Origin of the sequence: Micromonospora sp. WMMC415, assembly GCF_009707425.1 — a bacterium.
GTDB lineage: Bacteria > Actinomycetota > Actinomycetes > Mycobacteriales > Micromonosporaceae > Micromonospora.
Genome location: NZ_CP046104.1, coordinates 373380 through 397569 on the forward strand (window position 1 = coordinate 373380; position 24190 = coordinate 397569).

24 protein-coding genes are annotated in these 24190 nt (G+C 73.1%); 6 read left to right on the top strand and 18 right to left on the bottom strand.

What is annotated here, in order from left to right; genetic code table 11:
- Nucleotides 1–88 precede the first annotated feature (88 nt).
- Nucleotides 89–1342, bottom strand: coding sequence for a cyanophycinase (locus GKC29_RS01800; protein WP_155329159.1), 1254 nt, complete (start codon nucleotides 1340–1342; stop codon nucleotides 89–91).
- A gap of 157 nt (nucleotides 1343–1499) precedes the next feature.
- Between GKC29_RS01800 and GKC29_RS01805 the strand changes: the two genes are divergently transcribed.
- The gene (locus GKC29_RS01805; protein WP_155329160.1) at nucleotides 1500–2099 is read left to right on the top strand and encodes a hemerythrin domain-containing protein; all 600 of its coding nucleotides are present in this window, start codon (nucleotides 1500–1502) and stop codon (nucleotides 2097–2099) included.
- Between the two features lie 55 nt (nucleotides 2100–2154).
- On the opposite strand, the gene GKC29_RS01810 is transcribed toward GKC29_RS01805, so the two are convergent.
- Nucleotides 2155–2337 (bottom strand): antitoxin, encoded by a 183-nt coding sequence (locus GKC29_RS01810; protein WP_155329161.1) that lies wholly within the window; start codon nucleotides 2335–2337, stop codon nucleotides 2155–2157.
- Nucleotides 2338–2582: 245 nt separating this feature from the next.
- Here GKC29_RS01810 and GKC29_RS01815 point away from each other — a divergent pair, with 245 nt between their 5' ends.
- Nucleotides 2583–3692 carry an AI-2E family transporter gene (locus GKC29_RS01815; RefSeq protein ID WP_230688885.1) on the top strand — a complete coding sequence of 370 codons (1110 nt, stop codon included), beginning with the start codon at nucleotides 2583–2585 and terminating at the stop codon, nucleotides 3690–3692.
- On the opposite strand, the gene GKC29_RS01820 is transcribed toward GKC29_RS01815, so the two are convergent.
- Entirely contained in the window at nucleotides 3684–4334 is a 651-nt protein-coding gene (locus GKC29_RS01820) for a dienelactone hydrolase family protein (RefSeq protein ID WP_155329163.1), read from the bottom strand. The genes GKC29_RS01815 and GKC29_RS01820 overlap by 9 nt on opposite strands.
- A gap of 203 nt (nucleotides 4335–4537) precedes the next feature.
- Here GKC29_RS01820 and GKC29_RS01825 point away from each other — a divergent pair, with 203 nt between their 5' ends.
- Entirely contained in the window at nucleotides 4538–4717 is a 180-nt protein-coding gene (locus GKC29_RS01825) for a hypothetical protein (RefSeq protein ID WP_155329164.1), read from the top strand.
- A gap of 72 nt (nucleotides 4718–4789) precedes the next feature.
- Here GKC29_RS01825 and GKC29_RS01830 read toward each other — a convergent pair whose 3' ends face one another.
- Both GKC29_RS01830 and GKC29_RS01835 read right to left on the bottom strand, forming a co-directional pair.
- Nucleotides 4790–7165, bottom strand: coding sequence for a glycoside hydrolase family 65 protein (locus tag GKC29_RS01830; RefSeq protein ID WP_155329165.1), 2376 nt, complete (start codon nucleotides 7163–7165; stop codon nucleotides 4790–4792).
- Entirely contained in the window at nucleotides 7162–7992 is an 831-nt protein-coding gene (locus tag GKC29_RS01835; RefSeq protein ID WP_155329166.1) for an HAD-IA family hydrolase, read from the bottom strand. The genes GKC29_RS01830 and GKC29_RS01835 overlap by 4 nt, the downstream gene beginning before the upstream one ends.
- Nucleotides 7993–8105: 113 nt before the next feature.
- Between GKC29_RS01835 and GKC29_RS01840 the strand changes: the two genes are divergently transcribed.
- Nucleotides 8106–8516, top strand: coding sequence for a hypothetical protein (locus GKC29_RS01840; protein ID WP_155329167.1), 411 nt, complete (start codon nucleotides 8106–8108; stop codon nucleotides 8514–8516).
- A 118-nt stretch (nucleotides 8517–8634) separates the two neighbouring features.
- Here GKC29_RS01840 and GKC29_RS01845 read toward each other — a convergent pair whose 3' ends face one another.
- From GKC29_RS01845 to GKC29_RS01870, 6 genes are all read right to left on the bottom strand, one after another.
- A complete protein-coding gene (locus GKC29_RS01845; RefSeq protein ID WP_155329168.1) occupies nucleotides 8635–9099 on the bottom strand; it encodes a DUF4442 domain-containing protein in 465 nt (154 codons plus the stop codon).
- 156 nt (nucleotides 9100–9255) lie between these two features.
- The gene (locus tag GKC29_RS01850) at nucleotides 9256–10566 is read right to left on the bottom strand and encodes an ABC transporter ATP-binding protein (protein WP_155329169.1); all 1311 of its coding nucleotides are present in this window, start codon (nucleotides 10564–10566) and stop codon (nucleotides 9256–9258) included.
- A 202-nt stretch (nucleotides 10567–10768) separates the two neighbouring features.
- Nucleotides 10769–12736 (bottom strand): DUF5941 domain-containing protein, encoded by a 1968-nt coding sequence (locus GKC29_RS01855; RefSeq protein WP_155329170.1) that lies wholly within the window; start codon nucleotides 12734–12736, stop codon nucleotides 10769–10771.
- A complete protein-coding gene (locus GKC29_RS01860; RefSeq protein WP_155329171.1) occupies nucleotides 12733–13482 on the bottom strand; it encodes an ABC transporter ATP-binding protein in 750 nt (249 codons plus the stop codon). The genes GKC29_RS01855 and GKC29_RS01860 overlap by 4 nt, the downstream gene beginning before the upstream one ends.
- Complete coding sequence (locus tag GKC29_RS01865; RefSeq protein WP_155329172.1) at nucleotides 13483–14310, bottom strand: ABC transporter permease; 828 nt, start codon at nucleotides 14308–14310, stop codon at nucleotides 13483–13485.
- A gap of 31 nt (nucleotides 14311–14341) precedes the next feature.
- A complete protein-coding gene (locus GKC29_RS01870) occupies nucleotides 14342–15748 on the bottom strand; it encodes an L-serine ammonia-lyase (protein WP_155329173.1) in 1407 nt (468 codons plus the stop codon).
- A gap of 402 nt (nucleotides 15749–16150) precedes the next feature.
- Here GKC29_RS01870 and GKC29_RS01875 point away from each other — a divergent pair, with 402 nt between their 5' ends.
- Nucleotides 16151–16354: a PspC domain-containing protein gene (locus GKC29_RS01875; RefSeq protein WP_155329174.1), complete on the top strand. Its 204-nt coding sequence runs from the start codon at nucleotides 16151–16153 to the stop codon at nucleotides 16352–16354.
- 193 nt (nucleotides 16355–16547) lie between these two features.
- On the opposite strand, the gene GKC29_RS01880 is transcribed toward GKC29_RS01875, so the two are convergent.
- From GKC29_RS01880 to pdxH, 7 genes are all read right to left on the bottom strand, one after another.
- Nucleotides 16548–17306, bottom strand: a complete 759-nt coding sequence (locus tag GKC29_RS01880) for a DUF4230 domain-containing protein (protein ID WP_155329175.1) — start codon at nucleotides 17304–17306, stop codon at nucleotides 16548–16550.
- Between the two features lie 122 nt (nucleotides 17307–17428).
- Entirely contained in the window at nucleotides 17429–18589 is a 1161-nt protein-coding gene (locus tag GKC29_RS01885; RefSeq protein ID WP_155329176.1) for an acyl-CoA dehydrogenase family protein, read from the bottom strand.
- 21 nt (nucleotides 18590–18610) lie between these two features.
- Complete coding sequence (locus GKC29_RS01890; protein ID WP_091593012.1) at nucleotides 18611–18916, bottom strand: type II toxin-antitoxin system VapB family antitoxin; 306 nt, start codon at nucleotides 18914–18916, stop codon at nucleotides 18611–18613.
- Between the two features lie 162 nt (nucleotides 18917–19078).
- The gene (locus GKC29_RS01895) at nucleotides 19079–19708 is read right to left on the bottom strand and encodes a nitroreductase family protein (RefSeq protein WP_155329177.1); all 630 of its coding nucleotides are present in this window, start codon (nucleotides 19706–19708) and stop codon (nucleotides 19079–19081) included.
- A 13-nt stretch (nucleotides 19709–19721) separates the two neighbouring features.
- Nucleotides 19722–20654, bottom strand: coding sequence for an aldose 1-epimerase family protein (locus GKC29_RS01900; protein WP_155329178.1), 933 nt, complete (start codon nucleotides 20652–20654; stop codon nucleotides 19722–19724).
- A gap of 18 nt (nucleotides 20655–20672) precedes the next feature.
- Nucleotides 20673–21968 carry an MFS transporter gene (locus tag GKC29_RS01905; RefSeq protein ID WP_155329179.1) on the bottom strand — a complete coding sequence of 432 codons (1296 nt, stop codon included), beginning with the start codon at nucleotides 21966–21968 and terminating at the stop codon, nucleotides 20673–20675.
- Nucleotides 21965–22591: a pyridoxamine 5'-phosphate oxidase gene (pdxH, locus tag GKC29_RS01910; RefSeq protein ID WP_230689137.1), complete on the bottom strand. Its 627-nt coding sequence runs from the start codon at nucleotides 22589–22591 to the stop codon at nucleotides 21965–21967. Before pdxH ends, GKC29_RS01905 begins: the two co-directional genes overlap by 4 nt.
- A 287-nt stretch (nucleotides 22592–22878) precedes the next feature.
- On the opposite strand from pdxH, the gene GKC29_RS01915 reads away from it, so the two are divergent.
- The gene (locus GKC29_RS01915; RefSeq protein ID WP_155329181.1) at nucleotides 22879–23985 is read left to right on the top strand and encodes a citrate synthase 2; all 1107 of its coding nucleotides are present in this window, start codon (nucleotides 22879–22881) and stop codon (nucleotides 23983–23985) included.
- Nucleotides 23986–24190 lie beyond the last annotated feature (205 nt).

A 24190-nucleotide genomic window follows, 5' to 3' on the forward strand; every position in this document is an offset into this window, starting at 1 on the left:
CTCAATAAGTAACCGTTGTTACACGCGCATGACGAGCCCGGGCGTAGCGGAAGGAGGGCCCCCGGCACACCCGGGGGCCCTCCGGTGCTCACTTCGCGCCGATGCCGATCACGACGTCGGCGAACGCCGTCGACCCACCGGCCCGGTACGCGACGAAGCCGCGGCCCCGGGTCAGCGTCGCCTCCCACTGCGGGTCGTTCTCCCACGACACGTCGGACACCGACGCGCAGCCGGCGTTGACGACCAGCCCTTCGGCGAGGTTGACCAGGCCGTAATTCCAGAAGACGTCCCCGGAGGGCGTCACGTCGCAGGTGTCCGCGCCGGTCACCCGCTGCTTGCCCGGACCGAAGACCGGCTGCCAGCGGTCGGCGCGGTACCCGTCGCCCCCGGTCAGCCGCGTCCACCGCACGCCCTCGACGCCCCACACCGGGGTACCGGTCACCCGCGCCCGGCGCAGGTCCAGCACGGTCACGCCATGCTGGCCGACGACCCGCAACTGCTGACGCCGCGAGCCGACGCCGGTCACCACCAGAGCGGTGTTCTCGTCGAGGCCGAAGACCCGGTGGTTGCGGGTGTCCGACGCGAGCCGGATCGACCGGGCCTCCCGGCCCCGCCGGGAGAAGTGCGTGTCCAGAAGGCCGTCGGTGAAGAACCCGAACCCGCCCTTGGGGAGGTAACCGAGGATGCTCGAATCCTCGAAGTACCCCGGCCTGGCGCCGTCGCGCAGTCCCGGGTCGACCGAGCCGCCGGTGATCATGTCGCGACCGGCCATGATCTGGGCACCGGCGCTCGTGCCGGCGACCACCGCGCCCTGCCGCAACTTGCGGCGGACCGCGGCCAGCGCCGCCGAGTCCCGCTGGGCCGCACCCCGGGTCATCGTGGTGACGTACCGGTACTGGTCGCCGCCGCCGAAGAAGAAGCCGGTCATCGAGTCGATCTGGGCGACCACGGCGGGGTCGTCGGCCTTCTCGGGATGGTCCAGGTCGATCGGGATCCACTGCGCGTCGGCGGCGCCGAAGCTCTTGAGGATCTTCGCGTAGTACTCGCCGTTGCAGACGCTGTTGTTGCAGTCGGGGGTGCCGGCGTCCGGGTCCTCCGACGGCACCGGAGCCGCCGCGGTGAAGATCCCGATCCGAGCCTTGCCGGGGCCACCGGCGAGCCGGACGATACCGCCGTAGATGGCGGTGTTGTCGTCGGCGAGGGCGCCACCGACCAGCACCAGGCTGCCGCCCGTGCGGTGGTGGGACGGGCCGGCCGCGGCGGCGGCCGGGGCCGGGGGGACGCTCAGCGCGACCGCCGTGACAGCACCGACCCCAAGGGCCAGCAGACGATTCAAGGGCATGGCTGCTCCTCACAGGGACCGTGAGGGCGGGCCGCGCCGAGCGTACGGCAGCCCGGACGGCGATGACAACGGGCGCGCGGACGACGGCGGTGGGTTCGACCGGCGACCCCGGGGTAGGAGGGCCCGCACCGATTCCGCAACCGGTAAGGGGCACGACATGACCGACACCCAGACGACGGGACCCGACGTTCTCGACGTCCTCATCACCGACCACCGCGAGGTCGAGGTCCTCTTCGTCGAGCTGGAGAACCGGCAGGGCACCCCCGAGCACCGCCGGCACCTGGCCGACGTGGTGATCGCCGAGCTGGTCCGCCACGCGGTCGCCGAGGAGATGTACGTCTACCCGGCCGCCCGCAAGGCGCTGCCGGACGGCGACCAGATCGCCGAACACGAGATCGCCGAGCACTCCGACGCCGAGCGGACCATGAAGGACCTGGAGTCGGCGGACCCCAGCGACCCCCGGTTCGACGAACTGCTCACCCACCTCACCCGCACGATCCGGCACCACGTGCAGGACGAGGAGTCCGACCTCTTCCCCCGGCTGCGGGCCGCGATGGCCCACGAGGAACTGATGGAGCTGGCCGGCAAGGTCGAGGCGGCCAAGAAGGCCGCGCCGACCCGGCCACACCCGGCCGCTCCGGACCGGCCCCCGGCGAACAAGCTGCTCGCCCCGGGCACCGGCCTCGTGGACCGGGTGCGGGACGCGCTGAGCGGTCGCCCGACCACGAGGACGGAGCTGCGCGACAAGGAAAGCTGACGCAGACGGTCCCGGGCCGCCCCGCAGGGGGACGGCCCGGGATCGGGTACGCCGGTCAGCGGGCCTGGTCGCCCTGGCCGGTACGTGCCTGGGCCATGTCCACGCCCTTGTCGGTCTGCTCGTCGTACTTGCCGCCGGTGCGCTGGTCGGCCTGTTCGCCGGCCTTCTCCAGCCCCTGGTCGACCTGCTTGTCGTGCTTGTCCGCGAAGTCCTTGGCCTTGTCCATGAAGTCGCTCACGGCGGATCCTCCTCGAATCGGGGTTCGGTCCTCCGCGTTCCCTGGGGCGGATGGCACAAACGCGGACGTGCGGTACCGCGCCGGCCCCACTGCTCCACGTGTCGGGCGTCGCCCCCAGGGCCGGCGGCGACGTCACCGCCCGGTCGCGCCGCGACTCGCGTCGCGACGCCGGCCGAGGGCCTAGCGTGGGTGTCGCGGGAGCGCTGTCCGGGTACCGACTCGCCCGGAGATCGAGGAGGGCCGACGTGGTCGACGACGGACGGACGACTGAGGAGTCGAGGGACCGGGGGCCCCGGGCAGCGTGGACCGGCCTGCCCTGGTTGGTTCGCTCCGCGGTGCTGTGGAGCGTGTGCCTGGTGGTGGTGGCCGCCGGGCTGTACCTGCTGGGCCGGATCGCGGTGCTGCTGGCGCCGCTCGCCATCGCGGTGGCGGCCACCCTCTTCCTGACCGCGATGCTCGACCCGGTGCAACGGCTGCTGCGCCGGCTGCGACTGCCGGGATCCCTCGCCGCGCTGCTGACGGTGGTGCTGCTGCTCGGTGCCCTCGTCGGTGTCGGGGCTCTGGTGTGGAACCTGACGGCGGAGCAGTTCGACAAGCTGAGCGGCGAGCTGATCCGGGGCGTGCAGGAGACGCGGAACTTCGTGACCCGCACCCTGCCGGTCACCGACCAGCAGCTCGACCGGCTGATCGACCAGGCCCGGCGGGCCCTCGGCGGAGGGGGCGGCCTCGACCCGGTGTCCGGCGCGCGCACCGCCGCCGAGGTGCTCGGATCCGCCCTGCTCGCGCTGGTGCTGCTCTTCTTCCTGCTCAAGGACGGCCGCTCGATGTGGCGGTGGGTGCTCGACCGGATGACCGGGCCGAACCGGACGGTCACCGCCGAGGCCGGCCGGAACGGCTGGCACACGCTCGGCGCGTACAGCCGGGGCACGCTGATGATCGCGGCGATCGACGCCATCGGCATCGGGCTCGCCCTGGTGCTGCTCGGGGTGCCGCTGGCGTTCCCGCTCGCGCTGATCGTCTTCTTCGGCGCGTTCATCCCGATCATCGGCGCGACGGTGACCGGCGCGATGGCGGTACTGGTGGCGCTCGCGGCCAATGGCCCGGTCACCGCCCTGCTGGTGCTGGCCGCCGTGATCGCGGTGCAGCAGATCGAGGGCAACCTGCTGGAACCGCTGATCATGAAGCGACAGGTGAACCTGCACCCGGTCGTCATCCTGGTCGCGGTCACCGCCGGCACCCTGATCGCCGGCATCGCCGGCGCCTTCGTGGCCGTCCCGATCACGGCGGTGCTCTGGCGGGTGATCGACACCGTCCAACAGCACCGCGCCGCCCCCTCGTCCGGGGCGTCAGCGTAGGTGGGTGGTGAACCAGGTCGCCGCCTCGTGGGCGACCTGTTCCAGGGCACCGGGCTCCTCGAAGAGGTGGGTGGCGCCGGGGACGATCGTCAGCTCGGCCGTCTCCGGGAGCGCGTCCTGGGCCTGCTCGTTCAGGGCGATCACCTGCTCGTCGAGGCCACCCACCAGCAGCAGGGTCGGGGCGCGGACCGTCCCGAGCGCCGGGCCCGCGAGGTCCGGCCGGCCGCCCCGGGACACCACGGCCCCGACCAGGTCGGGGCGCTCGGCGGCGGCCACGAGCGCCGCGGCCGCACCCGTACTGGCGCCGAACAGCCCGATCGGCACCGCACCGAACGGCCGCTCGGCGGCGAGCCAGTCGACGATCGCCGCCAGCCGGCGGGCGAGCAGGCCGATGTCGAAGCGCAGCTCGGCGGTACGGGCGTCGACCGCGTCCTCGGCGGGGGTCAGCAGGTCCACCAGGACGGTGCCGAGGGCGCTCCGGTTGAGCACGTGAGCCACCGCCACGTTGCGCGGACTGTGCCGGGAGCTTCCGCTGCCGTGCGCGAAGGCCACCACTCCCACCGGTTCCGCCGGCACCAGCAGGTCCGCCGTGAGGCGGGCCTCCCCCGCCGGGATCGTCACCTCGCTGCTCCCCACATCCATACCCCCACATTCCCACCCACCCCACCGCCATGCGTGCAAGGAAGGGCCCCTTGTTAACGCCTCCGGTAGAGGAAGGGCCCCTTGTTAACACCCGCCCGCCGGGAGCCGCCTGCGCGTTTGCCCGTCGGCGCGCCGGGAAGGCGGTGGGCGACCGCAGACCGTACCGGCGCGCACCGCGCCCCCGACGGATCGCGAGGATCGCCATGGCGCAGCAGCAGCGAGGGTCCCGGCAGCAGCCGGCCGAGCGGGACCGACGGGAACAGGACGCCGAGCGCAACCGGGACTGGGCGGACGAGGCGGCGCAGGCGCGTACCGCTGACGATCCGCGGGCGATGGCGCCCCGCGACGCGGCGGGTCGCCCGTCGCAGGGCAGAGCGCTCTGACCCGGCACGTGTGTTAAGAAGGGGCCCTTCCTCTACCGGAGGCGTTAACAGGGGCCCCTTCCTTGCATCCCGCTAGGGCGCGCGTTCGGGCAGGCGCAGCAGGGGGCCGCGGCCGGGCGGCTGCTCCGGGGTGGGGCCGGACACCTCGGGCGGGGGGATCGGCACGGTCACCGGCTCGGCGCAGGTGACCTGGATCCGCCGCCCGTGGTGCCGCAGCTCCATCGTCTCGCCGGAGTCGCCGTTACGCAGGGCGTACGTGGTCCGGTGCGGTCGCACGTCGACCCGCAGCCGCATCCCCCGCCACTGAAGTGAGAACTCCAGGCGGCTCAGCCGGCTGGAGAGCCGGGGCGCGAACGAGAGCAGGCCGTCGTGGTCGCGCAGCCCGCCGAACCCGGCGACCAGGGCGATCCACGCGCCCGCCAGGGACGCCATGTGCACGCCGTCCCGGGTGTTCTCGTTCAGGTCGTGCAGGTCCATCAGCGCGGCCTCGCGCAGGTACAGGTGCGCCAGTTCGGGGTGGCCGACCTCGGCCGCGAGCACCGCCTGCGTGCAGGCCGACAGCGACGAGTCCCGGACCGTACGGCGCTCGTAGTACAGGAAGTTGCGCAGCTTCTGGTCCGGCGTGAACGCGTCCCCCCGCCAGTGCATCGCGAGCACCAGGTCGGACTGTTTGACCACCTGCTTCCGGTACAGGTCGAAGTACGGGTAGTGCAGCAGCAGCGGGTACTTCTCCTGCGGTGTGTGGGCGAAGTCCCACTCCTGGAGCCGGGTGAAGCCCTCCACCTGTTCGTGGACGTCGATCTCCTCGTCGTACGGGATGTGCATCGACGCCGCCGCGTCCCGCCACGCGGCCGCCTCCTCGTCGGTGACGCCGAGGTGGAACGCCTCGTCCCGGTACCGCATCACCGCGTCCGCCGCGCTGATCAGGTTCCGCTGGGCCATCAGGTTCGTGTAGATGTTGTCGTTCTTGACGGCCGTGTACTCGTCCGGGCCGGTCACCCCGTCGATGTGGAACTGCCCGTGCCGGTCGTGGTGGCCCAGCGACCGCCACAGCCGCGCGGTCTCCACCAGCAACTCCAGGCCGATCTCCCGCTCCAGGTCGGTGTCGCAGGTGGCCAGCACGTACCGGCGTACCGCGTCGGCGACGGCGGCGGCGATGTGGAACGCGGCGGTGCCGGCCGGCCAGTACCCGGACGACTCCATCCCCTCGATGGTCCGCCACGGGAAGGCCGCGCCCTCCAGGTTGAGCGTACGAGCCCGCTCCTGCGCGGTCGGCAGGGTGCGGTGCCGCCAGTAGAGGGCGTCGTGCACGGCGGGCGGATGGGTGTACGTGAGCACCGGCAGCACGAACATCTCGGTGTCCCAGAACGCGTGCCCGTCGTACCCCGGTCCGGTCAGGCCCTTGGCGGCGATCGACCGGCGTTCCGCCCGCGCGCCGGCCTGGAGCACGTGGAAGAGCCCGAAGCGGACCGCCTGCTGCACCTCCGGGTCGCCCTCCACCAGCACGTCGGCGGAGTTCCAGAAGTCGTCGAGGTACTCACGCTGCTCCCGCAGCAGCCCTTCCCAGCCGTCCAGGCGGGCGGCGGCGAGCGCCGCCCCCACCTGGTCGCGCAGCGCCGGCAGCGAGCGGCGGCTCGACCACCCGTACACCAGGTACTTGACGACCCGCAGCGTCTGGCCGGGCTTGAGGACGCAGGCGATCGTGGTACGCACCCAGTCCTGGTACCCCTCGGACTCGACGCTGGTCCGCGCCTCGGTCTGCACCTCGTGCTCCATCGCGGCGGCGACCCGCAGCCCGGAGACCTTGGTGCGGTGGATGAGCAGGCCGCCGTCGTCCGTGGTCAACTCCTCCTCGGCGAGCAGCGGCGACTCCAGCACCGCCGCGACCCGCGGGTCCTTGCTCTGCGGCGGCAGCGTCTCGTTGGCCACCAACTCCGACTGGATGATCAGGCGCAGCGGCTTGTCGTCGGCGACCTCCACCTCGTAGTTGATGGCGGCGGCCGCCCGCTGCCGGAACGACACCAGCCGGGTGCTGCGGACCCGCACCTCCCGGCCGGCTGGCGAGCGCCAGTGCACGGACCGGTGCAGGGTGCCCTCCCGCAGGTCGAGCACCCGCTCGTGGGAGAGGAGTTCGCCGTAGCGCACGTCGAGCGGCTCGTCGTCGACGAGCAGCCGGATGAGCTTGCCGTTGGTGACGTTGACGATCGTCTGGCCGGACTCGGGGAACCCAAAACCGGCTTCCGCGTACGGCAGCGGGCGCAGTTCGTAGAACGAGTTCAGGTACGTGCCGGGCAGGCCGTGCGGCTCCCCCTCGTCCAGGTTGCCGCGCAGCCCGACGTGCCCGTTGGACAGGGCGAAGACCGATTCGGACTGGGCCAGCACGTCCATGTCGAGGCGGGTCTCCCGCACGTGCCACGGCTCGACGGGGTACGCCCGTTCGCGGATCATGCGCCGGGCTCCCGGTCCCGCACGACGGGCCCGCGGTCGAGCCGGCTCGACTCCCGCGGGGCCGCCACCCGGCCCGGACCGGCCGGATCCGGGTCGAGCAGGTCGGCGAGATCGTCGACGACCACGTCGGCGCCGTTCGCCAGCAGTTCCTCGGCCTGGCCGACCCGGTCGACACCCACCACGTACCCGAACCCGCCGGCCCGTCCGGCGGCGACCCCGGCGAGCGCGTCCTCGAAGACCGCGGCGTTGGCCGGCTCCACGCCGAGCAGCCGCGCGCCGGCGAGGAAGGTGTCCGGCTCCGGCTTGCCGCGCAGCCCCTCGGCGCGGGCGACGAGGCCGTCGACCCGCACCTCGAGCAGCGGTTCCAGGCCGGCCGCCGCGACCACCTCGCGGCCGTTGGCGCTCGCCGTGACGACCGCGCGGCGCAACCCGGCGAGGGCCGTCGCCTTCAGGTACGCCACCGAGCCGGGATAGACGTCCACCCCGGAGGTACGCAGCGTCTCGAGCAGCAGCACGTTCTTGCGGTTGCCGACGCCGTGCACCGTGTCGACTCCCGGGGGGTCGCCCGACTCTCCCTCGGGCAGCACGATGCCGCGCGAGGCGAGGAACGTGCGCACCCCGTCGTAGCGGGGCCGGCCGTCGACGTACCGGTTGTAGTCGTCGCCCGGGTCGAACGGCCGGAACGGCTCACCGGTGGCCGCCGCGCGACGGCGCAGGAACTCGTCGAACGTGGCGGTCCAGGCGGCGTTGTGGACGCGGGCGGTCTGCGTGAGCACACCGTCCAGATCGAAGAGACAGGCGGTCACGTGAGCAGGTAGGCCCAGCACGGTACGAATCTATCCAGACCGCCGGCCGGGGAAACCCGGTTCGGCCGAAGCCGTCGCGGCACCTGCCCCGGTTCCGCGTTTGGCTCCCGGGCCGGTCAGGGAAAGACCATCGCATGGCGAAGGACGACTACTGGCCGGTGTGGTACCGGATCTCCCTGTCGGTGGTATGCCTCCTCGGCGCGGTGTACGCGATCGCCGTCGACCGGCCGTACCTGGCGGGCTTCGCCTTCCTGGCCGGGATCATGGGGCTGGTGGTCGCCCGTCGACGGCCCGCCGGGGCCGGCCAGCCGGCGGGGTCGAGCAGGGTGGCGGGGGCGGTCGCCGCCGTCGGGTTCGCCGCGCTGGCGGTAGGGGCGGTCGTCTTCCTGCTCGACGCCGACGGGAACGTCACCGCGTACGTGGTGGGTGGCGTCGTGCTGGCCATCGCCCTCTACGCCGTGGTCGCCGTGGCCGTCCGGATGCGGCAGTTGGGCCGCCGCGGCCCGGTGTCCGGGTCCACCCAGGGCGGGACGGTCGAGGGCTGAGCCGCGCGGACGTCCTGTGGTCGGGGCGCTGGTGTACCTCCTGCGTCGGCGCTGACGGCAGGCTCTGCCGCCGCCGATCGGCGGTGCCGCCGGGTGGCTGCACCGCCGAGGTCCGTTGTCAGTGCGGGCGCAGCGTCCAGATCACGGTCATCTCGCCGGTCACCTTGCCCTCTTCGGTGGCGATCTCGACGGGCACCGGGAACTCCGGCCGCTGGCCGGCCTCCAGTTCCGCGATCACTTCGGCGGCCGGGCGGCCGAGCCGCGCGGTCGCGCGCACCGGGCCCATGGCGAGCTTCCGGTACGCGATGTCCGCCCGCACGGCGAGCGGCGTGGCCCGGTCGAGCAGGTGCCCGAACGCGGCCATGACGACCGCGCCGGAGGCGGTCTCGCCGAGGGTGAACATGGCGCCGGCGTGCGGCCCGCCGACGTGGTTGTGGGTGGCCGGCGAGTCGGGCAGCCGGACGACCGCGCGGACCCCACCGTCGGCCTCCGGGGCCACCTCGACGAATTCGATGTCGAGCGTGCGGGCGAACGGGACGGCCTCGAGCATGGCGGTCGCCACCAGGCGAGAGTCGATCGTCATGCCCGTACGTTACCCGTGGGTAACTTTTGGGGCAAGGCCCGATTGCTGGGCTCGGGCTGCGGCATCCGGGGCCGCTGCCGCCGTCCGGCACCGCCGGAGCGTTAACAAGGGTCCCTTCCTCTACCGGAGGCGTTAACAGGGGCCCTTCCTTGCACCTCAGCGCCAGCCGACGTCGATGCGGTCGCCGCGCTCGTCGAAGAAGTGCAGGGCGTCCATGCGGACCGACACGGCGAGCGGGTGACCCGGGGACACCGCCGGGTACGGCGCCAGCCGGACCGCCAGCTCGGCCGGGCGGCGGTGGTGCCGGCCCGGGTCGGGGAGGACGCTGGTGCGGGTGCCGGCCGTCGGCGTCACCTCCTCGTCCAACGCAGGCTCCCCCGCGCGGCCGGTGATGCGCTGCACGACCTGGTTGAACCGGCGCAGGCCGCGCTCGCCGGGGGCGGGCCGGTCGACCGGGGCGCCCATCTCGTCCACCACCACGGCGGTGGCGCCGATGTCGAGGAAGGCGAGCGACTCGTGGCCGTGGTGCTCCAGGTAGCGGATCCGGCCGTACAGCACGTCGCCCTGGGTGTCCGGGGTGACCGGCGTCAGCGCCTCGGCCCGCATGCCGACCACGATCCGCTCGCCGTGGTAGTGGGCGACGGCGCGGGTACGGATGTCGTCCCACGGCAGGTAGAGCGCCTGCTCCCCGAGGGTGAGCGTCACGTACCGGTCGAGGTGCACGTAGACGGAGGCCTCCAGCAGGTTCATCCGGGGGCTGCCGAGGAAGGCGGCGACGTACAGGGTGGCCGGGCGGCCGTACACCTGGGTGGGCGTGCCGACGTCCTGGAGGACGCCCTTGCGCATGATGGCGACCCGGTCGGCCATGGTCAGCGCCTCGGCCTGGTCGTGGGTGACGTAGATCGTGGTGACGCCCAGTTCGCGGGTCAGGCCGGAGATCTCCGCGCGCAGTTCGGCGCGCAGGCCGCTGTCGAGGTTGGACAACGGCTCGTCCATGAGGAACAGGCCGGGCCGGCGCACTATCGCACGGCCCATGGCCACCCGCTGCCGCTGGCCGCCGGAGAGCTGGCCGGGCCGGCGGGCGAGGACGTCGCCGATGCCGAGCGCGCCGGCCACGTCGGCGACCCGCTCACCCCGCCGGTCCGGTTCGAGGCCGGCCAGCCGGAGCGGGAAGGCGATGTTGTCGCCGACCGTCATGTGCGGGTAGAGGGCGAAGTCCTGGAAGACCATCGCCACCCCGCGCTCCCGGGGCGGCAGGTCGTTGGCCAGTTCCCCGCCGAGCAGCACCGCGCCGGAGGTCGGGTCCTCCAGGCCGGCGACCATCCGCAGGACGGTCGACTTGCCGCAGCCGGACGGACCCAGCAGCACCATGAACTCGCCGTCGTTGACGTCCAGGTTCACGCTGTCGACGGCGAGCGTGCCGTCCTTGAAGACCTTGGTCACATCCTTGAGCGCGACGGTGGTCACCGTCTCCTCCCCCAGCTCGGTCGGCCGAACCCCGAATGACTGTGACGAGGAGCACCCCGACCGCACATCGGGTGAACGTGCCATGTTTTACCCGTGACAGTCCTATTACGCGCCATCGAGCCAAGACAATGCGGCAATCCGGACACCCGGCACGTCAGCGGGGTGCGCGAGGGTCCGCCCCGCGTTGCGGGGCGGACCTCCATCAGCCCGGTGAGCCACCTCCGGCGCTGACGGGACCGGCCGCCGCCCGCGCGGCGCGGGCGGGCAGAACCACCCAGGCGAGGGCGACGCTCACCACGAAAACCACGAGAAGGTACGTTCCGAGTGTAATCAGTCCGATCTCGGCAATTCCGACGATCGCCGCCAGGGTCAGGACCGCGGAGCGCCCCTCCCAGCCCAGCGTGGCGTCGTGCAGCGGCGGGGCCGACTTCCGCTTCTCCAGGCGGGCGGTCAGGTCGTAGTGGTGCAGGGTCAGCACGAAGACGTACCCGAAGATCACCCAGGCCGGAACGCCACCGACCACGCCGACCGCGATGGCGAACAGGTACTCCGCCGCCCGCAGCGCCGCCGGCACCAGCCAGTCCAGCGCGCCGCCGTGCCGTGCCCGCGCGCCCTGTGCGGCCAGCAGCAGGCCGAGCAGGGCGAGCACCAGTGTCGACGACGGCACGTCGTCGAGGATCGCCGCCCCGAGCATCAGCGTCGCCACCAGCGCGGCGAGCACCGCCAGGACCAGCGGCCCCGGCCGCCGCGTCGCCGGCGAGCGGCGGGCCAACCGGCCGTCGTCGCGGTGCAGGGTGGCGTCGACCGTGTCGAGCACACCCACCCGCATCGAGCGGGCGCGCAGCGTCCGCAGCGCACCGGTGTACGCGAACGCCAGCACCCCCCACGTCAGCACCGCGACCAGCGCGGCCCGCTGGTCGAACAGCGCCACGACGAGCGCGACGAGCGCCCACCGCTCCCCGATCGGGAAGACCACCGTCCGCTTCAGCCAGTACGTGACCGAGCCGGTGTCCGCCTGCACCCGGTTCGAGGCGGCGCTGAGCCGGTCGCCGATCCCGCCACCACCACCGGCGGCCTTCGGGCGGCGCGCCGCCTCGTCGTGCAGGGCGCCGTACCAGGTGTCGGTCATGTGCCGCACGGTCTGCAGGGTCATCGCGGCGATGGCGAGAGCCCAGCCGTACCGGAAGCCGGCCTGGGTCGCCCCGTAGCCGAGGCCGGCGTAGACCACGTACTCCTTGGCCCGGTCGGCCATGGTGTCGAGCCAGCCACCCCAGGCGCTGAACGTGCGGGTGTAGCGGGCGAGCTGGCCGTCCACACAGTCCAGCACGAAGCCCAGGTAGAGCAGCACCGCCCCGGTGACCAGCGCCGGCCGGCCACCCGCGCCGAAGAGCAGCGCGGCGGCCACCGCGAACGCCACCGAGATCATCGTGACGGAGGTGGGGGTCAGGCGCAGTCGCGCGGCGGCCTTCGTCACGTACGGGGACCAGGTGCTGACGAAGAACGTGGTGAAGAAGTCGTCCCGCTCCTTCACGGACAGCCGGAGCTCCGCCCGGTCCTCGTCCACCGCGGCGACCGCCGCCTCGGCGGCGGCCAGTTCGGCGGCGTCGCCGACGCGGTGCGCGACGAGCAGGCGTACCCGGTGGACGAAGGTCAGCGCGCCCCGGGCCGCGAGGTCGGCGAAGAGCCGGTCCACCGCGGGCCCCTCGACCACGGTGCCGAAGGCCGGCGCGGGACCGACCGGCACCACCCCGGCCGCGACGGACCGCGCGGCGGCGGCGAGGGCCGGCAGGTCGGCGGTGCCGACCCGCAGTGCCCCGCCGAACGTCCCGGTGGCGCCCTGCACCTCGTCGGGCGACCCGGCGGCGACGACCTGGCCGCGGTCCTCCCGGACGGCGGTGCGGCCCGGCGCGGGCGGGTCGGTGAGCACCAGCGCGACGGTCGGCCCGACCGGGCTGGTGGCGAGGTGCCGGAGGACGGCGGTGTGCGCGACCAGGTCGGCCCCGGTGAGGAGCACCGGTTCGGCGGTCGCCTCGACCAGGTCGGCCAACTCACGCAGGTCACCGACGACGTGGACCTCGTCGGCTCCGGCGCGGCGGCACTGCGTGGCCAGCCGCTCCGCGAGAACCCCGCCGGCGGGCGCGTCGGCGGTCAGCACGATCGCGAGCGTCACCGCGGCACCGCCCGGCGGTACGCGGCCAGCGCCTCGTCGATCGTCCCGTCGACGGTCATCCGGCCCGCGTCCAGGTAGAAACCGCGACGGCAGAACCGGGTCAGATCCTGTTCGTTGTGTGACACCAGCACCAGAGTGCGCCCCTCCCCGAGCAGACGTTCGATCGTCGCATAGCACTTTCGGCGGAACTCCGCGTCCCCGACCGCGGTCACCTCGTCCATGAGCAGGATCGGGTGCGGCAGGTGGGAGATGATGGCGAACCCTAGCCGGACCTTCATGCCGGACGAATAGTGCCGCACCGACGTGTCGATGGCCTTCTCCACCTGCTCGCCCGCGAACGTCACGATGTCGTCGAAGTGGCGGCGCAGGTAGCGGGCCGACAGGCCGTGCAGGCCGCCGACCAGGTACAGGTTCTCCCGGCCGGTCAGCTCGTTCGAGAAGCCGGCGGACAGCTCCAGCAGCGGCGCCACGTCACCTCGGACGCTGATCCGCCCCTCGTCGGGGATGAGCACGCCCGCGATCAGCCGCAGCAGGGTGCTCTTGCCGGTGCCGTTGCGGCCGATCACGCCGACCGTGTCCCCGGCCGCGATCGAGAACGACAGGTCACGCAGCGGCCAGAACCGGCCGTCGGAGATACCGCCGCGCCGGCCCCGGTGGATGACGAGGTCCCGGAGGCGCAGTTGCCGGCGGCGGTTGCGGACGAACTGGATGCCCAGCCCGTCCGCCTCGATGAGCGGGTCGGCCATTCACAGTTCCTTCAGCACGGCCGGTTCGAGGCGGCGGAACGTCCACCACCCGGCGGCGAGCACGAGCAGGCTGCCGGCGACGGTGGTGGCGAGCAGCCGGGTGCCGGGGAACTCGTCCGGGTACCACACCGCGTGGTGCAGCTGGAAGATGCCGACCAGCGGGTTCAGCTCGTACGCGACCTTCACCCAGTCGGGCAGGCCGGAGTCCCGGACGAGGCTGAGCGGGTAGATGATCGGCGTGGCGTAGAAGAGCACCCGTACGGCCAGCCGCATGAACCGCTCGACGTCGCGCATCAGCACGTTGGCCGCGGAGAGCAGCAGCGCCAACCCGACGAGCAGCACGCCCTGGACGGTCACGGCCAGCGGCAGGGCGAGCACCGACCAGCCGAGGTCGATCCGGTCCGCCACCACGTACGCCACCGCCACGCCGACCAGGATGGGCAGGCCCGCCGCGTACTCGGCGACCCGGCCGACGACCCGGCCGATCGGGAAGACCTGGCGGGGGATGTTCATCGTGGTGATCAGCCGGGACTGGCCGGTCAGCGCGTTGGCCGCCTCGCTGATGGCCGAGCTGGTCCAGCTCCAGGCGAACACGCCGGTGATCAGGAACAGCGGGTACGAGCCGGCCGCCTCGCCCAGGTGACGGGTGGTGTCCCGGGCGTACAGCACACCGAACACGAACCAGTAGATCGCGCCGGTGCCGAGCGGCTCGATCAGCGACCAGAGGTACCCGAGCACGGACTGTTGGTACTTCACCGCCAGGTCGCGGCGGACGAGGATGCGCAGCGCGTCGCGGTGCGACCAGAGCGCGCCCACGCCAGAGGTCACCGCCGCCTCCCGCCCGCGAGACGGACGAAGCTCAGCACTCGATCACGTTGACGGCCAGGCCGCCCCGTGCCGTCTCCTTGTACTTGACCTTCATGTCGGCCCCGGTCTCGCGCATCGTCTTGATGACCTTGTCGAGCGAGACGTGGTGCACCCCGTCGCCCCGCAGCGCGAGCCGGGCGGCGGTGATCGCCTTGATGCTAGCCACCGCGTTCCGCTCGATGCAGGGGATCTGCACCAGGCCGCCGACCGGGTCGCAGGTCAGGCCGAGGTTGTGCTCCATACCGATCTCGGCCGCGTTCTCCACCTGTTCCGGGGTGCCGCCCAGGGCCTCCGCGAGCCCGGCCGCCGCCATTGAGCAGGCCGACCCCACCTCGCCCTGGCAGCCGACCTCGGCACCGGAGATCGAGGCGTTCTCCTTGAACAGCACGCCGATCGCGCCCGCCGCCAGCAGGAACCGCACCACGCCGTCCGCCGAGGCGCCCGCCACGAACCGGTCGTAGTAGTGCAGCACCGCCGGGATGATGCCGGCCGCGCCGTTGGTGGGCGCGGTGACGACGCGACCGCCGGCCGCGTTCTCCTCGTTGACGGCGAGGGCGAACAGGGTGACCCAGTCCATCGCCCGCAGCGGGTCCGCCGCCCCCCGGCCCGCCGCGCCCGCCGCCGACCGCACCGGGTCCGCGTCCGCCATGAGACCGCGGTACAGCTCGGCCGCGCGCCGCCGGACCTTCAACCCACCCGGGAGTACGCCGTCCCGCTCGCAGCCGCTCGCCACGCACTCGCGCATCACCCGCCAGATCTCCAGCAGGCCGGCGCGCACCTCCCGCTCGCTGCGCCAGGACAGCTCGTTGGCGAGCATCACCTCGCTGATCGACAGCCCGGTCTCGCGGGTCACCGCGAGCAGTTCCGCACCGGTCGAGAAGGGGTAGCGTACGGCGGTGGTGTCCGGCTTGATCCGGTCCGCCCCGGCGGCCGCCTCGTCGACGACGAACCCGCCGCCGACCGAGTAGTACGTCCGGGCCCGCAGTTCCGCGCCGTCGCCGTCGTAGGCGGCGAACGTCATCCCGTTCGGGTGGTACGGCAGCGACCGGCGGCGGTGCAGCACCAGGTCCCGGTCCGGGTCGAAGTCGATCTCGTGGGCGTCGAGCAGCGCGATCCGCCGGTCGGCGCGGATCGCGGTGACCCGCGGCTCCACGCTGTCGGTGTCCACCGTCTCGGGCGCCTCGCCGGCCAGCCCGAGCAGGACCGCCCGGTCGCTGCCGTGGCCGTGCCCGGTGGCGCCCAGCGAGCCGAACAGCTCGGCGCGGATCCGTACGGTGTCGGCGAGCAGCCCGTCCGCCTTCAGCCCGGTGACGAAGGTCCGGGCGGCGCGCATCGGCCCGACCGTGTGCGAGCTGGACGGCCCGATGCCGACGCTGAAGAGGTCGAAGACGCTGATCATGGCTGCACTTCCTCGCCGCCGCGCCCGTCGTGCGGGCTCCGGTCCGCTGGTGGCCGCCCGGTCCGGGGGCCGTCGGCGGGCACCCGGAGGTGTGGGCGCCCGACCGGCCAGCCTACCCGCCCAGGTCACGCGCCACCCGGCGACGCCCGCCCCCGCGCATGATCACGCTCGATCCGTGAAGTAGTGGTGTCGCAGCCCTCGGAGGGGGAGTACTTCCAGGATCGAGCGCGATCTTGACCGGCGGGGCGGCGTCTCGGGTCGGGGGCGTCGGACCACGGGCGGGCGGGTAAGCACTTACGGGTCAGCGGGCCGCCGATCCTCCTCGGGACCGAGGGCGCGGTGGTGCCCCCTTTCTACCGTTGACTCAGAGGCGGCGGAACGCCGCAGAGTGGGAGTACGACGATGAGTCGCAGACTGGTCCGGCCCCGTCAGGGGCGCATGATCGCCGGCGTGTGCGCCGGCCTGGCGCAGCGGTTCGGTTGGTCGGCCGGGTTCGTCCGGCTGCTGTTCCTGCTGTCGCTGCTGCTGCCCGGCACCCAGGTGATCGTCTACGCGATCCTGTGGATCCTGATGCCGAACGAGGACCGCTACGTCACCACCTACTGATCCACCGGGGTGGGCCGCGCGAGGAGGCGGCACCTTCGGGGAAGGTGCTGCCTCCCCCGGGACGTGAGGCCGCGACTTCGGGGAAAGTGCTGCCTCGCAGCGGCCAGGGACGCGTGACGGCGCCCGCCCGGATGCGCGACGGCGCCCGCCCGGGTGGGCGGGCGCCGTCGGCGTCGCCGGGGCCGCGGCTCGGTCAGGGAGCCGTGTACGTCACGGTGACCCGCTCGTAGCCGAGGGAGCGGAGCAGGCCCTCCAGCATCTTGCGGGTGTTCTCCTCGGCGCGCTGGGTCAGGCCGCTGTCCCGGGCGGCGGCGGTGATCCGTTCCTCGGCGAGCTGGTAGACCTGCTGCTGCCGGTTGGGATCGCCCTCGACCAGGTCGCCGATCCGGTTGAGCAGCCCGCGCTCCTCGGCGAAGACGTAGCTCTTCTCCAGGTCGAGGTTGGTCTTCGCGAGCTGCGGCGCGGGCAGCTTGATCTCGACGGACTTCCCGTCGGCGGACTCGACGATCGCGCCCTCGGAGATCTTCGCGAAGTCGACGTAGGCCTCGACGCTGCCCGCACCCACGAAGAGCGTGCGCTGGTTGAGCAGCCAGTCCGGGACGTTGCGCCGGTCGGTCTGGAGGTCGACCACGACCTGGAAGTTGCCCTCGGCGGCGACGTAGCGGCTCAGATCCTGGATCGACTTGAGCAGCGCGGGCTGGCTGCGGTCGGTCTGTTCCTTGGCGAACGGGTTGCGAAACTCGGGCAGGATGCCGGTGGCTTGCACGCCGAGCAGCACCACCACCGCCAGCGCCGCCGCGCCGAGCACCAGCAGCAGGCGGTGGACCGGCCCGCCGCCCGGGGTCGGCGCGGGCGGCTCCGGTGCGTCGTCGGACCGGGCCTTCAGCGTGTCGGTGGTCGGGTAGCCCGGGAACTCCCGGGTGGGCTGGTTGATGTCACCGTCGCGGGCCATCGCCGTCACCGTCCTCGTCAGACGCGTCGTCTGAGGAAAACGTTACGGCCCTCGTACGACACCCGCGCGGCGAGCGACCCGATCGGGTGACGGCCCCGGCCAGGGGAAGGCGGCGACGCCGGTCAGGCGAAGGCGGAGACGCCGGTCAGCTTCTGCCCGACGACCAGCTGGTGGATCTCCGACGTGCCCTCGTAGGTCAGCACGCTCTCCAGGTTGTTGGCGTGCCGCATCACCGGGTACTCGCCGGACACGCCGTTCGCGCCGAGGATCGTGCGGCACTGCCGGGCGATCGCGAGCGCCTCCCGGACGTTGTTCAGCTTGCCGACGCTCACCTGTTCGGGGCGGAGCTTCCCGGCGTCGGCGAGCCGGCCCAGGTGCAGGGCCAGCAGGTACCCCTTGTTCCACTCGACGGCCATGTCGGCGAGCTTGGCCTGGGTGAGCTGGAACGCGGCGAGCGGCTTGCCGAACTGCGTGCGGGTGGTCGCGTACCCCAGGGCCGTCTCCAGGCACTCGCGGGCCGCGCCCAGCGCGCCCCAGACGATGCCGTGCCGGGCCTCGGTGAGGCAGCTCAGCGGGGCCTTCAACCCGGTCGCCCCGGGCAGTTGCGCGTCCGCCGGGAGCCGCACGTCGTCGAGGGACACCTCGCCGGTCACCGACGCGCGCAGTGACATCTTGCGCCGGATCTCCCGCGCCGTCACCCCGGGCGTGTCCATGGGTACGGCGAAGCCGCGTACCCCCTCGTCGGTGCGCGCCCAGATCACCGCGACGTCCGCGACGGGCGCGTTGGTGATCCACATCTTGGTGCCGTGCAGCACCCAGTCGTCGCCGTCCCGGCGGGCCCGGGTGGACATCGACGCCGGGTCGGAGCCGTGATCCGGCTCGGTCAGCCCGAAGCAGCCGATCGCCTCGCCGGTGGCCATCGCCGGCAGCCAGCGCTGCTTCTGTTCCTCGCTGCCGTAGCGCCAGATGGCGTACATGGCGAGCGATCCCTGCACCGACACCAGGGACCGGACGCCGGAGTCGCCGGCCTCCAGCTCCAGGCAGGCCAGCCCGTACGCGACGGCCGAGGACCCGGCGCAGCCGTACCCGGTCAGGTGCATGCCGAGCAGGCCCAGCTTGCCGAACTCGCGGGCCAGCTCGCGGGCGGGCACCTGACCCTCCTCGTACCAGCCGGCGACGTGCGGGCGGACCCGGTCGTCGACGAGCTGGCGCACGACGGCGCGGATCTGCCGCTCCTCATCGCTGAGCGACGAGTCGATGTCCAGCAGGTCGAGAGGCGTCATGGGGGCCACCTTAACGAAGGCTCACTCCACCGCCTCGGAGAGCACGAGCACCCGGGCGTGGATCTGGTTGCGCTGCTGCAACGCGGCCCGCAGCGCGCGGTGCAGGCCGTCTTCCAGGTAGAGCCCGCCGTTCCACTGCACCACGTGCGGGAAGAGGTCGCCGTAGAAGGTCGAATCCTCGGCGAGCAGCTTGTCGAGGGCCAGCTCGCGCTTGGTGGTGATCAACTGGTCCAGGCGCAGCGGGCGCGGTGGAATCTCGGCCCACTGCTTGAGCGTCAGGTTGTGCTCGGGGTAGGGACGCCCGTCCCGGACCGCTCTGAAGATCACGACGGCACGCTCCCCTCCCCGCACCGGGCCGACCCGCGACACCGGGCCGGGTCGCGGCGCGGCACCGCGACCAGCGGCACCGATGACCGTGCCAGCCTAGCCCGCCACGTCACGTCGCGTTCTGCTCCCTGATGTCAGTTTCGCTACCGCGCCGTCCGGTTCTCAACCGGACAGATCCGGCGAGTCGGACGACCCCCACCGGCCACGGTGGACCACTTCCTCGACCGGACGGCGTCCGCGACGCAGGGATGGTGACCGATGGTCGGGAGCACGGTAACCGATGGTGATCGCGCCGACCGGGTCGTACTCCGCCGGCACCCCGAACGCGGACCGGAAGTCGTCGAGGCGGTGCGGTGGAATGCCGAAGAAACACGCACCCAGACCCTCGTCGACGGCGGTCAACAGCATCAGCAGCGCGGCGAAGCCGGTGTCGATGTACCAGTACGGCACCGGCCAGCGCTCGGTCGAGCGGTCCGCCCAGCCCTTGTCCGGCTCCGCGTACCGGTCCAGGTACGCCGACCGGTTCGCGTGCGGGACGATGATCAGCGGCGCCCGCCGCATACCGCTCAGCCAGCGGTCCCGGCCGCCGCCGCCCGGGGTGGCCGCCGTCCAGAACCGCTCCCGGTCCTCGGCGCTGTCCAGCACCAGGAAGCCCCAACCCTGGGAGAACCCGGCCGAGGGCGCCCGGATCGCGTGGTCGAGCAGGCGCTCCACCACGTCCGGCGGGACCGGCCGGTCCGGGTCGTAGTTGCGGACCATCCGGCGCCGCCGGACCACCTCGCCGAACTCCATGCCGCCTCGCCTCTCACGCCCCGGGCCGGATGCCCCAGACACCCCGCCAGGTGTCGCCGGGCTTCAGTGTGATCAGGTCCCGACCGGAGCGGAACGCGTCCGGCGGGCAGGTCATCGGCTCGACCGCCACCGACCGCCGGTGCCGCTCCCCGGTCAGCGAGTCGCCGGTGAAGACCTGCCACCAGCCGAACTGCCGGTCCGCCCAGATGCGTACGCCGGCCGAGCCGTCCGGAGCGGTCAGGTCGACGGCCGAGCCGCCGTCGTCGTCACGGATCACGTCACCGAACGTGTGGTCCAGCGTCGCCCGGCCGATGCGGCGCCCGCCGGTCCAGTCGCACTCGGTTCCGCTCACCGGCGTGACGGCGATCGGCAGCAGCCGCCGCGCGTCCACCTGGAGGCGGCTGCGGGCCGGCAGCCGCATCGTCAGGTCGTCGACCGCCACGCCGGGCAGTCGCAGGTACGGGTGGACCGCGAAGCCGAACGGCGCCGGCTCCGCCGCGGTGTTGGTGACCTCGTGCTCCGCGCGCAGCCCGTCGGGGCCCACGCTCCACCGGCTGTGCAGCCGCAGGGACCAGGGGTAGCCGGGGGTCGGCGGCAGGTCGTACCCGACGGTCACCGCGTCGGTCGACCGCTCCAGCAGCCGCCACGGGGCCCAGTTGACCAGCCCGTGGAGGGCCACGTCGCGCTCCGGCTCGCTGATCGACAGCTGCAGGTGCCGGTCGCCGAACGTGTACCGCCCGTCCCGGATCCGGTTCGGCCACGGCGCGAGCACCTGCCCGGCGCTGCCGGGGCAGAGCTCGTCGGCCGCGTACCCGTCGAGGAGGTCCACGCCGTCGTGCCGGTACGTCCGGACCCCGCCGCCCACCTCGACGATGACGGCCTCGTGGCCGGCGGCGGCGATGGTCCACTGCGCGCCGGAGGGGGGACGCTGCTCGGGGGTGTCCATGCGGGGGACCTTAACCGGTCAACTCCGCTCTCCGCTCGACCCGGCCGCCGCCCGGTAGCGGACCAGCGCGGGAAACGCCAGCGCCAGCCCGAGCGCGAGGACGGCGGAGAGCAGGCCGCCGCCGACCCAGGCCACCCCGGTGCCGAGGCCGGCCGCCGTCGCGCCCGCCCGCAGGTCGCCCAGGCGCGGGCCGCCCGCCACGACCACGGTGTTCACGCCCTGGAGCCGGCCCCGCATCCGGTCGGGCGCGTAGACCAGCAGCATCGACTGGCGCAGCACCGCGCTCACCAGGTCGGCCGCACCGGCCACCGCGAGCAGCAGGACCATCAGCCACAGCTGCCGGGCCAGCCCCGCCGCGGCGATGGCCAGCCCCCAGCCCACCACGGCGACCACCAGGCCGAGGCCCTGCCGGCGCATCCGGCCGATCCAGCCGGAGGTGAGCCCGCCCAGCATCGCGCCGATCGCGATGGCACTGAAGAGCCAGCCGACCGCCGCGCCGCCGCCGAACCGCTCCTGCGCCACCTCCGGGAACAGCGCCCGCGGCATGGCCAGGATCATCGCGATCAGGTCGATCGCGAAGGACAGCAGCAGCACCGGCGTGGTGGCGAGGTACCGGAAGCCGTCGACGATCCCGGCCAGCCCGCCCCGCCGGGCCTCGCCGTCGGCGGGCGGTTCGGGGGGCATCGCGGGAAGCCGGAGGGTGGCGACCACCAGGCCGGTGAAGAGAAGAGCGTCCACCGCGTACGCGACCGGCAGGCCACGTTCCGTGCCGAACACCGCGAGGATCAGGCCGGCGGCGAGCGGGCCGACCACCGAGGCCGCCGTGAAGGTGGTGTAGTTCAGCGTCGTGCCGGCCGGCACCAGCTCCGGCGGCAGCAGCCGGGGCAGGATCGCCGAACGCGCCGGCGAGCTGATCGCGAACGCGATCGAGTGGACCGTGACCAGCGCCAGCAGCAGCACCGGGCTGCCGACCCCGGACACGGCGTGCACCAGCAGGCCGAGCATCGACGCCCAGAGCAGCGCCGACCCGCCCAGCAGCACGCGCCGCCGGTCCCGGGCGTCGGCCACCGCGCCGCCCCAGAGCCCGAACACCAGCAGGGGTACGAAGCCCGCGACCCCGAGCAGGCCGACCCAGAACGAGTCCTCGGTCAGCGCGTACATCTCCACCGGGACGGCGACCGCCGTGACCTGGAATCCGAACATCGCCAGCGTGTTGCCGAGCCACATCCGGCGGAACGCCGGCACCCCCAGGGGACGCAGGTCGATCGCCCAGCGGCGCGCTCCACGCGGCCGGGCCTGCTGCACGCCGGTCACGGTGCCAGCCGCTCGACGACCCAGCCGGCGCCGGTACGCCGGAACCGCAGCCGGTCGTGCAGCCGGCTCGCCCGCCCCTGCCAGAACTCCACGCAGTCCGGGCGGATCCGCAGCCCGCCCCAGTGCGGCGGCGCGGGGATCGGGTCGACGTCGGCGAACCGCTCCGCCGCCGCCCGGTACGCGTCGTCCAGCGCCGCCCGGTCCGGCAGCACCCGCGACTGGTCGCTGGCCCACGCACCGAGCTGCGAGCCGCGCGGCCGGCTGGCGAAGTACGCCTCGGTCTCGGCCCGGTCCAGCCGCTCCGCCCGGCCCGTCACCACCACCTGGCGGTGCATGGGGAACCAGGGGAAGACGAGGCTGGCGTACGGGTTCGTGCCCAGTTCGGCGCCCTTGCGTGACCCGTAGTTGGTGAACAGGACGAAGCCGTCCGGGTCGTACCCCTTGAGCAGCACGGTCCGGCCGCTCGGCCGGCCGTCGGCGTCGGCCGTGCCCAGCACCATCGCGTTCGGCTCGGGCAGCCCCGCCGCGACCGCGTCGGCGAACCAGCGGTCGAACTGGGTGTGCCAGTCAGCCGCCAGGTCCGCCTCGATCAGGCCCAGGTCCGCCGCGTACTCGTTACGCATGTCCGCTGGCGGCACTGTGTCGCCCGTCACGTCGTCTCCCCTCCCCGTCCGGCCGATGGACGCCCTGCCGCGCAGGCCAGCCCCCATCGCACAGTCTCACCGACCCGGCCGGACCGCGCCTGGCCGGGGATGTCGCGTGTAGCACAGCGGTCGCGGGTCGCGCACTTCCGTAACCAGCAGGCAAGATGACACGAACACATCCCTGAGGGTCGCCTAAGGCGCTCGCCCGGCTGGGCCGGGGCCGGAGCCCCGGGCGGGCGCACCGAGCAGATCCAGGAGAGAGCGACATGGCCGATTTCAAACCCGGACTGGAGGGCGTCGTAGCCTTCGAGACCGAGATCGCCGAACCCGACCGTGAGGGCGGCGCGCTGCGCTATCGCGGTGTCGACATCGAGGATCTCATCGGCCAGGTCTCGTTCGGCAACGTCTGGGCGCTGCTGGTGGACGGGCGCTTCGGCCCGGGCCTGCCGCCGGCCGAGCCGTTCCCGGTGCCGGTGCACTCCGGTGACATCCGCGTCGACGTGCAGTCCGCGGTGGCGATGCTCGCCCCGTACTGGGGGCTCAACCAGCTTCTCGACATCTCCGACGAGCAGGCCCGCGAGGACCTGGCCCGGGTGTCGGTGACCGCGCTCTCCTTCGTCGCCCAGTCCGCCCGCGGCCTCGGGCTGCCGGCGGTCCCGCAGAAGGAGATCGACAAGGCGTCCACCATCGTCGAGCGCTTCATGAAGCGCTGGCGGGGTGAGCCCGACCCGCGGCACGTCAAGGCCGTCGACGCGTACTTCATCTCGGCCGCCGAGCACGGCCTGAACGCCTCCACGTTCACCGCCCGGATCGTCGCCTCCACCGGCGCGGACGCCGCCGCCTGCATCTCCTCCGGCATCGGCGCGCTCTCCGGCCCGCTGCACGGCGGCGCCCCGTCGCGGGTGCTCAGCATGCTGGAGGCCGTCGAGCGCAGCGGCGACGCCGAGGGGTACGTCAAGGGCGTCCTCGACCGCGGCGAGCGGCTGATGGGCTTCGGCCACCGGGTCTACCGCGCGGAGGACCCGCGCGCCCGGGTGCTCCGCCGCACCGCGAAGGAGCTGGGTGCCCCCCGCTTCGAGATCGCCGAGGCACTGGAGAAGGCCGCTCTCGCGGAGCTGCAGGCCCGCCGCCCGGACCGGGTGCTCGCCACGAACGTCGAGTTCTGGTCGGCCGTCGTGCTGGACTTCGCCGAGGTGCCGGCGCACATGTTCACCTCGATGTTCACCTGCGCCCGGATGGGTGGCTGGAGCGCCCACATCCTGGAGCAGAAGAAGCTCCAGCGGCTCGTCCGCCCCTCCGCCCGCTACGTCGGCCCGGCCCCCCGCAAGCCGCACGAGGTCGACGGCTGGGACCAGGTCCCGCACGGCGTCTGAAAGGAAGGGCCCCCTGTTAACGCCTCCGGTAGAGGAGGGGCCCCTTGTTAACGCCTTCGAAGGCCCCGGCCGCCCGTCCGGCCGGGGCCTTCGGCGTACCCCGGGCCCGCTGTGGCGCACGACTCAGTGCCGCTGCCGGGACCGGCGGCCGGCCGGCGGGCAGCAGGTGGGAAGATGAGGGCCGGCAGTGTCGCCGGACCGGGTA

Coding starts and splice junctions, on each gene's coding strand:
- GKC29_RS01800 (WP_155329159.1), bottom strand. CDS start 1,342: ATGCCCTTGAATCGTCTGCTGGCCCTTGGGGTCGGTGCTGTCACGGCG.
- GKC29_RS01805 (WP_155329160.1), top strand. CDS start 1,500: ATGACCGACACCCAGACGACGGGACCCGACGTTCTCGACGTCCTCATC.
- GKC29_RS01820 (WP_155329163.1), bottom strand. CDS start 4,334: ATGGATGTGGGGAGCAGCGAGGTGACGATCCCGGCGGGGGAGGCCCGC.
- GKC29_RS01825 (WP_155329164.1), top strand. CDS start 4,538: ATGGCGCAGCAGCAGCGAGGGTCCCGGCAGCAGCCGGCCGAGCGGGAC.
- GKC29_RS01830 (WP_155329165.1), bottom strand. CDS start 7,165: ATGATCCGCGAACGGGCGTACCCCGTCGAGCCGTGGCACGTGCGGGAG.
- GKC29_RS01840 (WP_155329167.1), top strand. CDS start 8,106: ATGGCGAAGGACGACTACTGGCCGGTGTGGTACCGGATCTCCCTGTCG.
- GKC29_RS01845 (WP_155329168.1), bottom strand. CDS start 9,099: ATGACGATCGACTCTCGCCTGGTGGCGACCGCCATGCTCGAGGCCGTC.
- GKC29_RS01860 (WP_155329171.1), bottom strand. CDS start 13,482: ATGGCCGACCCGCTCATCGAGGCGGACGGGCTGGGCATCCAGTTCGTC.
- GKC29_RS01870 (WP_155329173.1), bottom strand. CDS start 15,748: ATGATCAGCGTCTTCGACCTCTTCAGCGTCGGCATCGGGCCGTCCAGC.
- GKC29_RS01875 (WP_155329174.1), top strand. CDS start 16,151: ATGAGTCGCAGACTGGTCCGGCCCCGTCAGGGGCGCATGATCGCCGGC.
- GKC29_RS01880 (WP_155329175.1), bottom strand. CDS start 17,306: ATGGCCCGCGACGGTGACATCAACCAGCCCACCCGGGAGTTCCCGGGC.
- GKC29_RS01885 (WP_155329176.1), bottom strand. CDS start 18,589: ATGACGCCTCTCGACCTGCTGGACATCGACTCGTCGCTCAGCGATGAG.
- GKC29_RS01895 (WP_155329177.1), bottom strand. CDS start 19,708: ATGGAGTTCGGCGAGGTGGTCCGGCGGCGCCGGATGGTCCGCAACTAC.
- GKC29_RS01900 (WP_155329178.1), bottom strand. CDS start 20,654: ATGGACACCCCCGAGCAGCGTCCCCCCTCCGGCGCGCAGTGGACCATC.
- pdxH (WP_230689137.1), bottom strand. CDS start 22,591: ATGCGTAACGAGTACGCGGCGGACCTGGGCCTGATCGAGGCGGACCTG.
- GKC29_RS01915 (WP_155329181.1), top strand. CDS start 22,879: ATGGCCGATTTCAAACCCGGACTGGAGGGCGTCGTAGCCTTCGAGACC.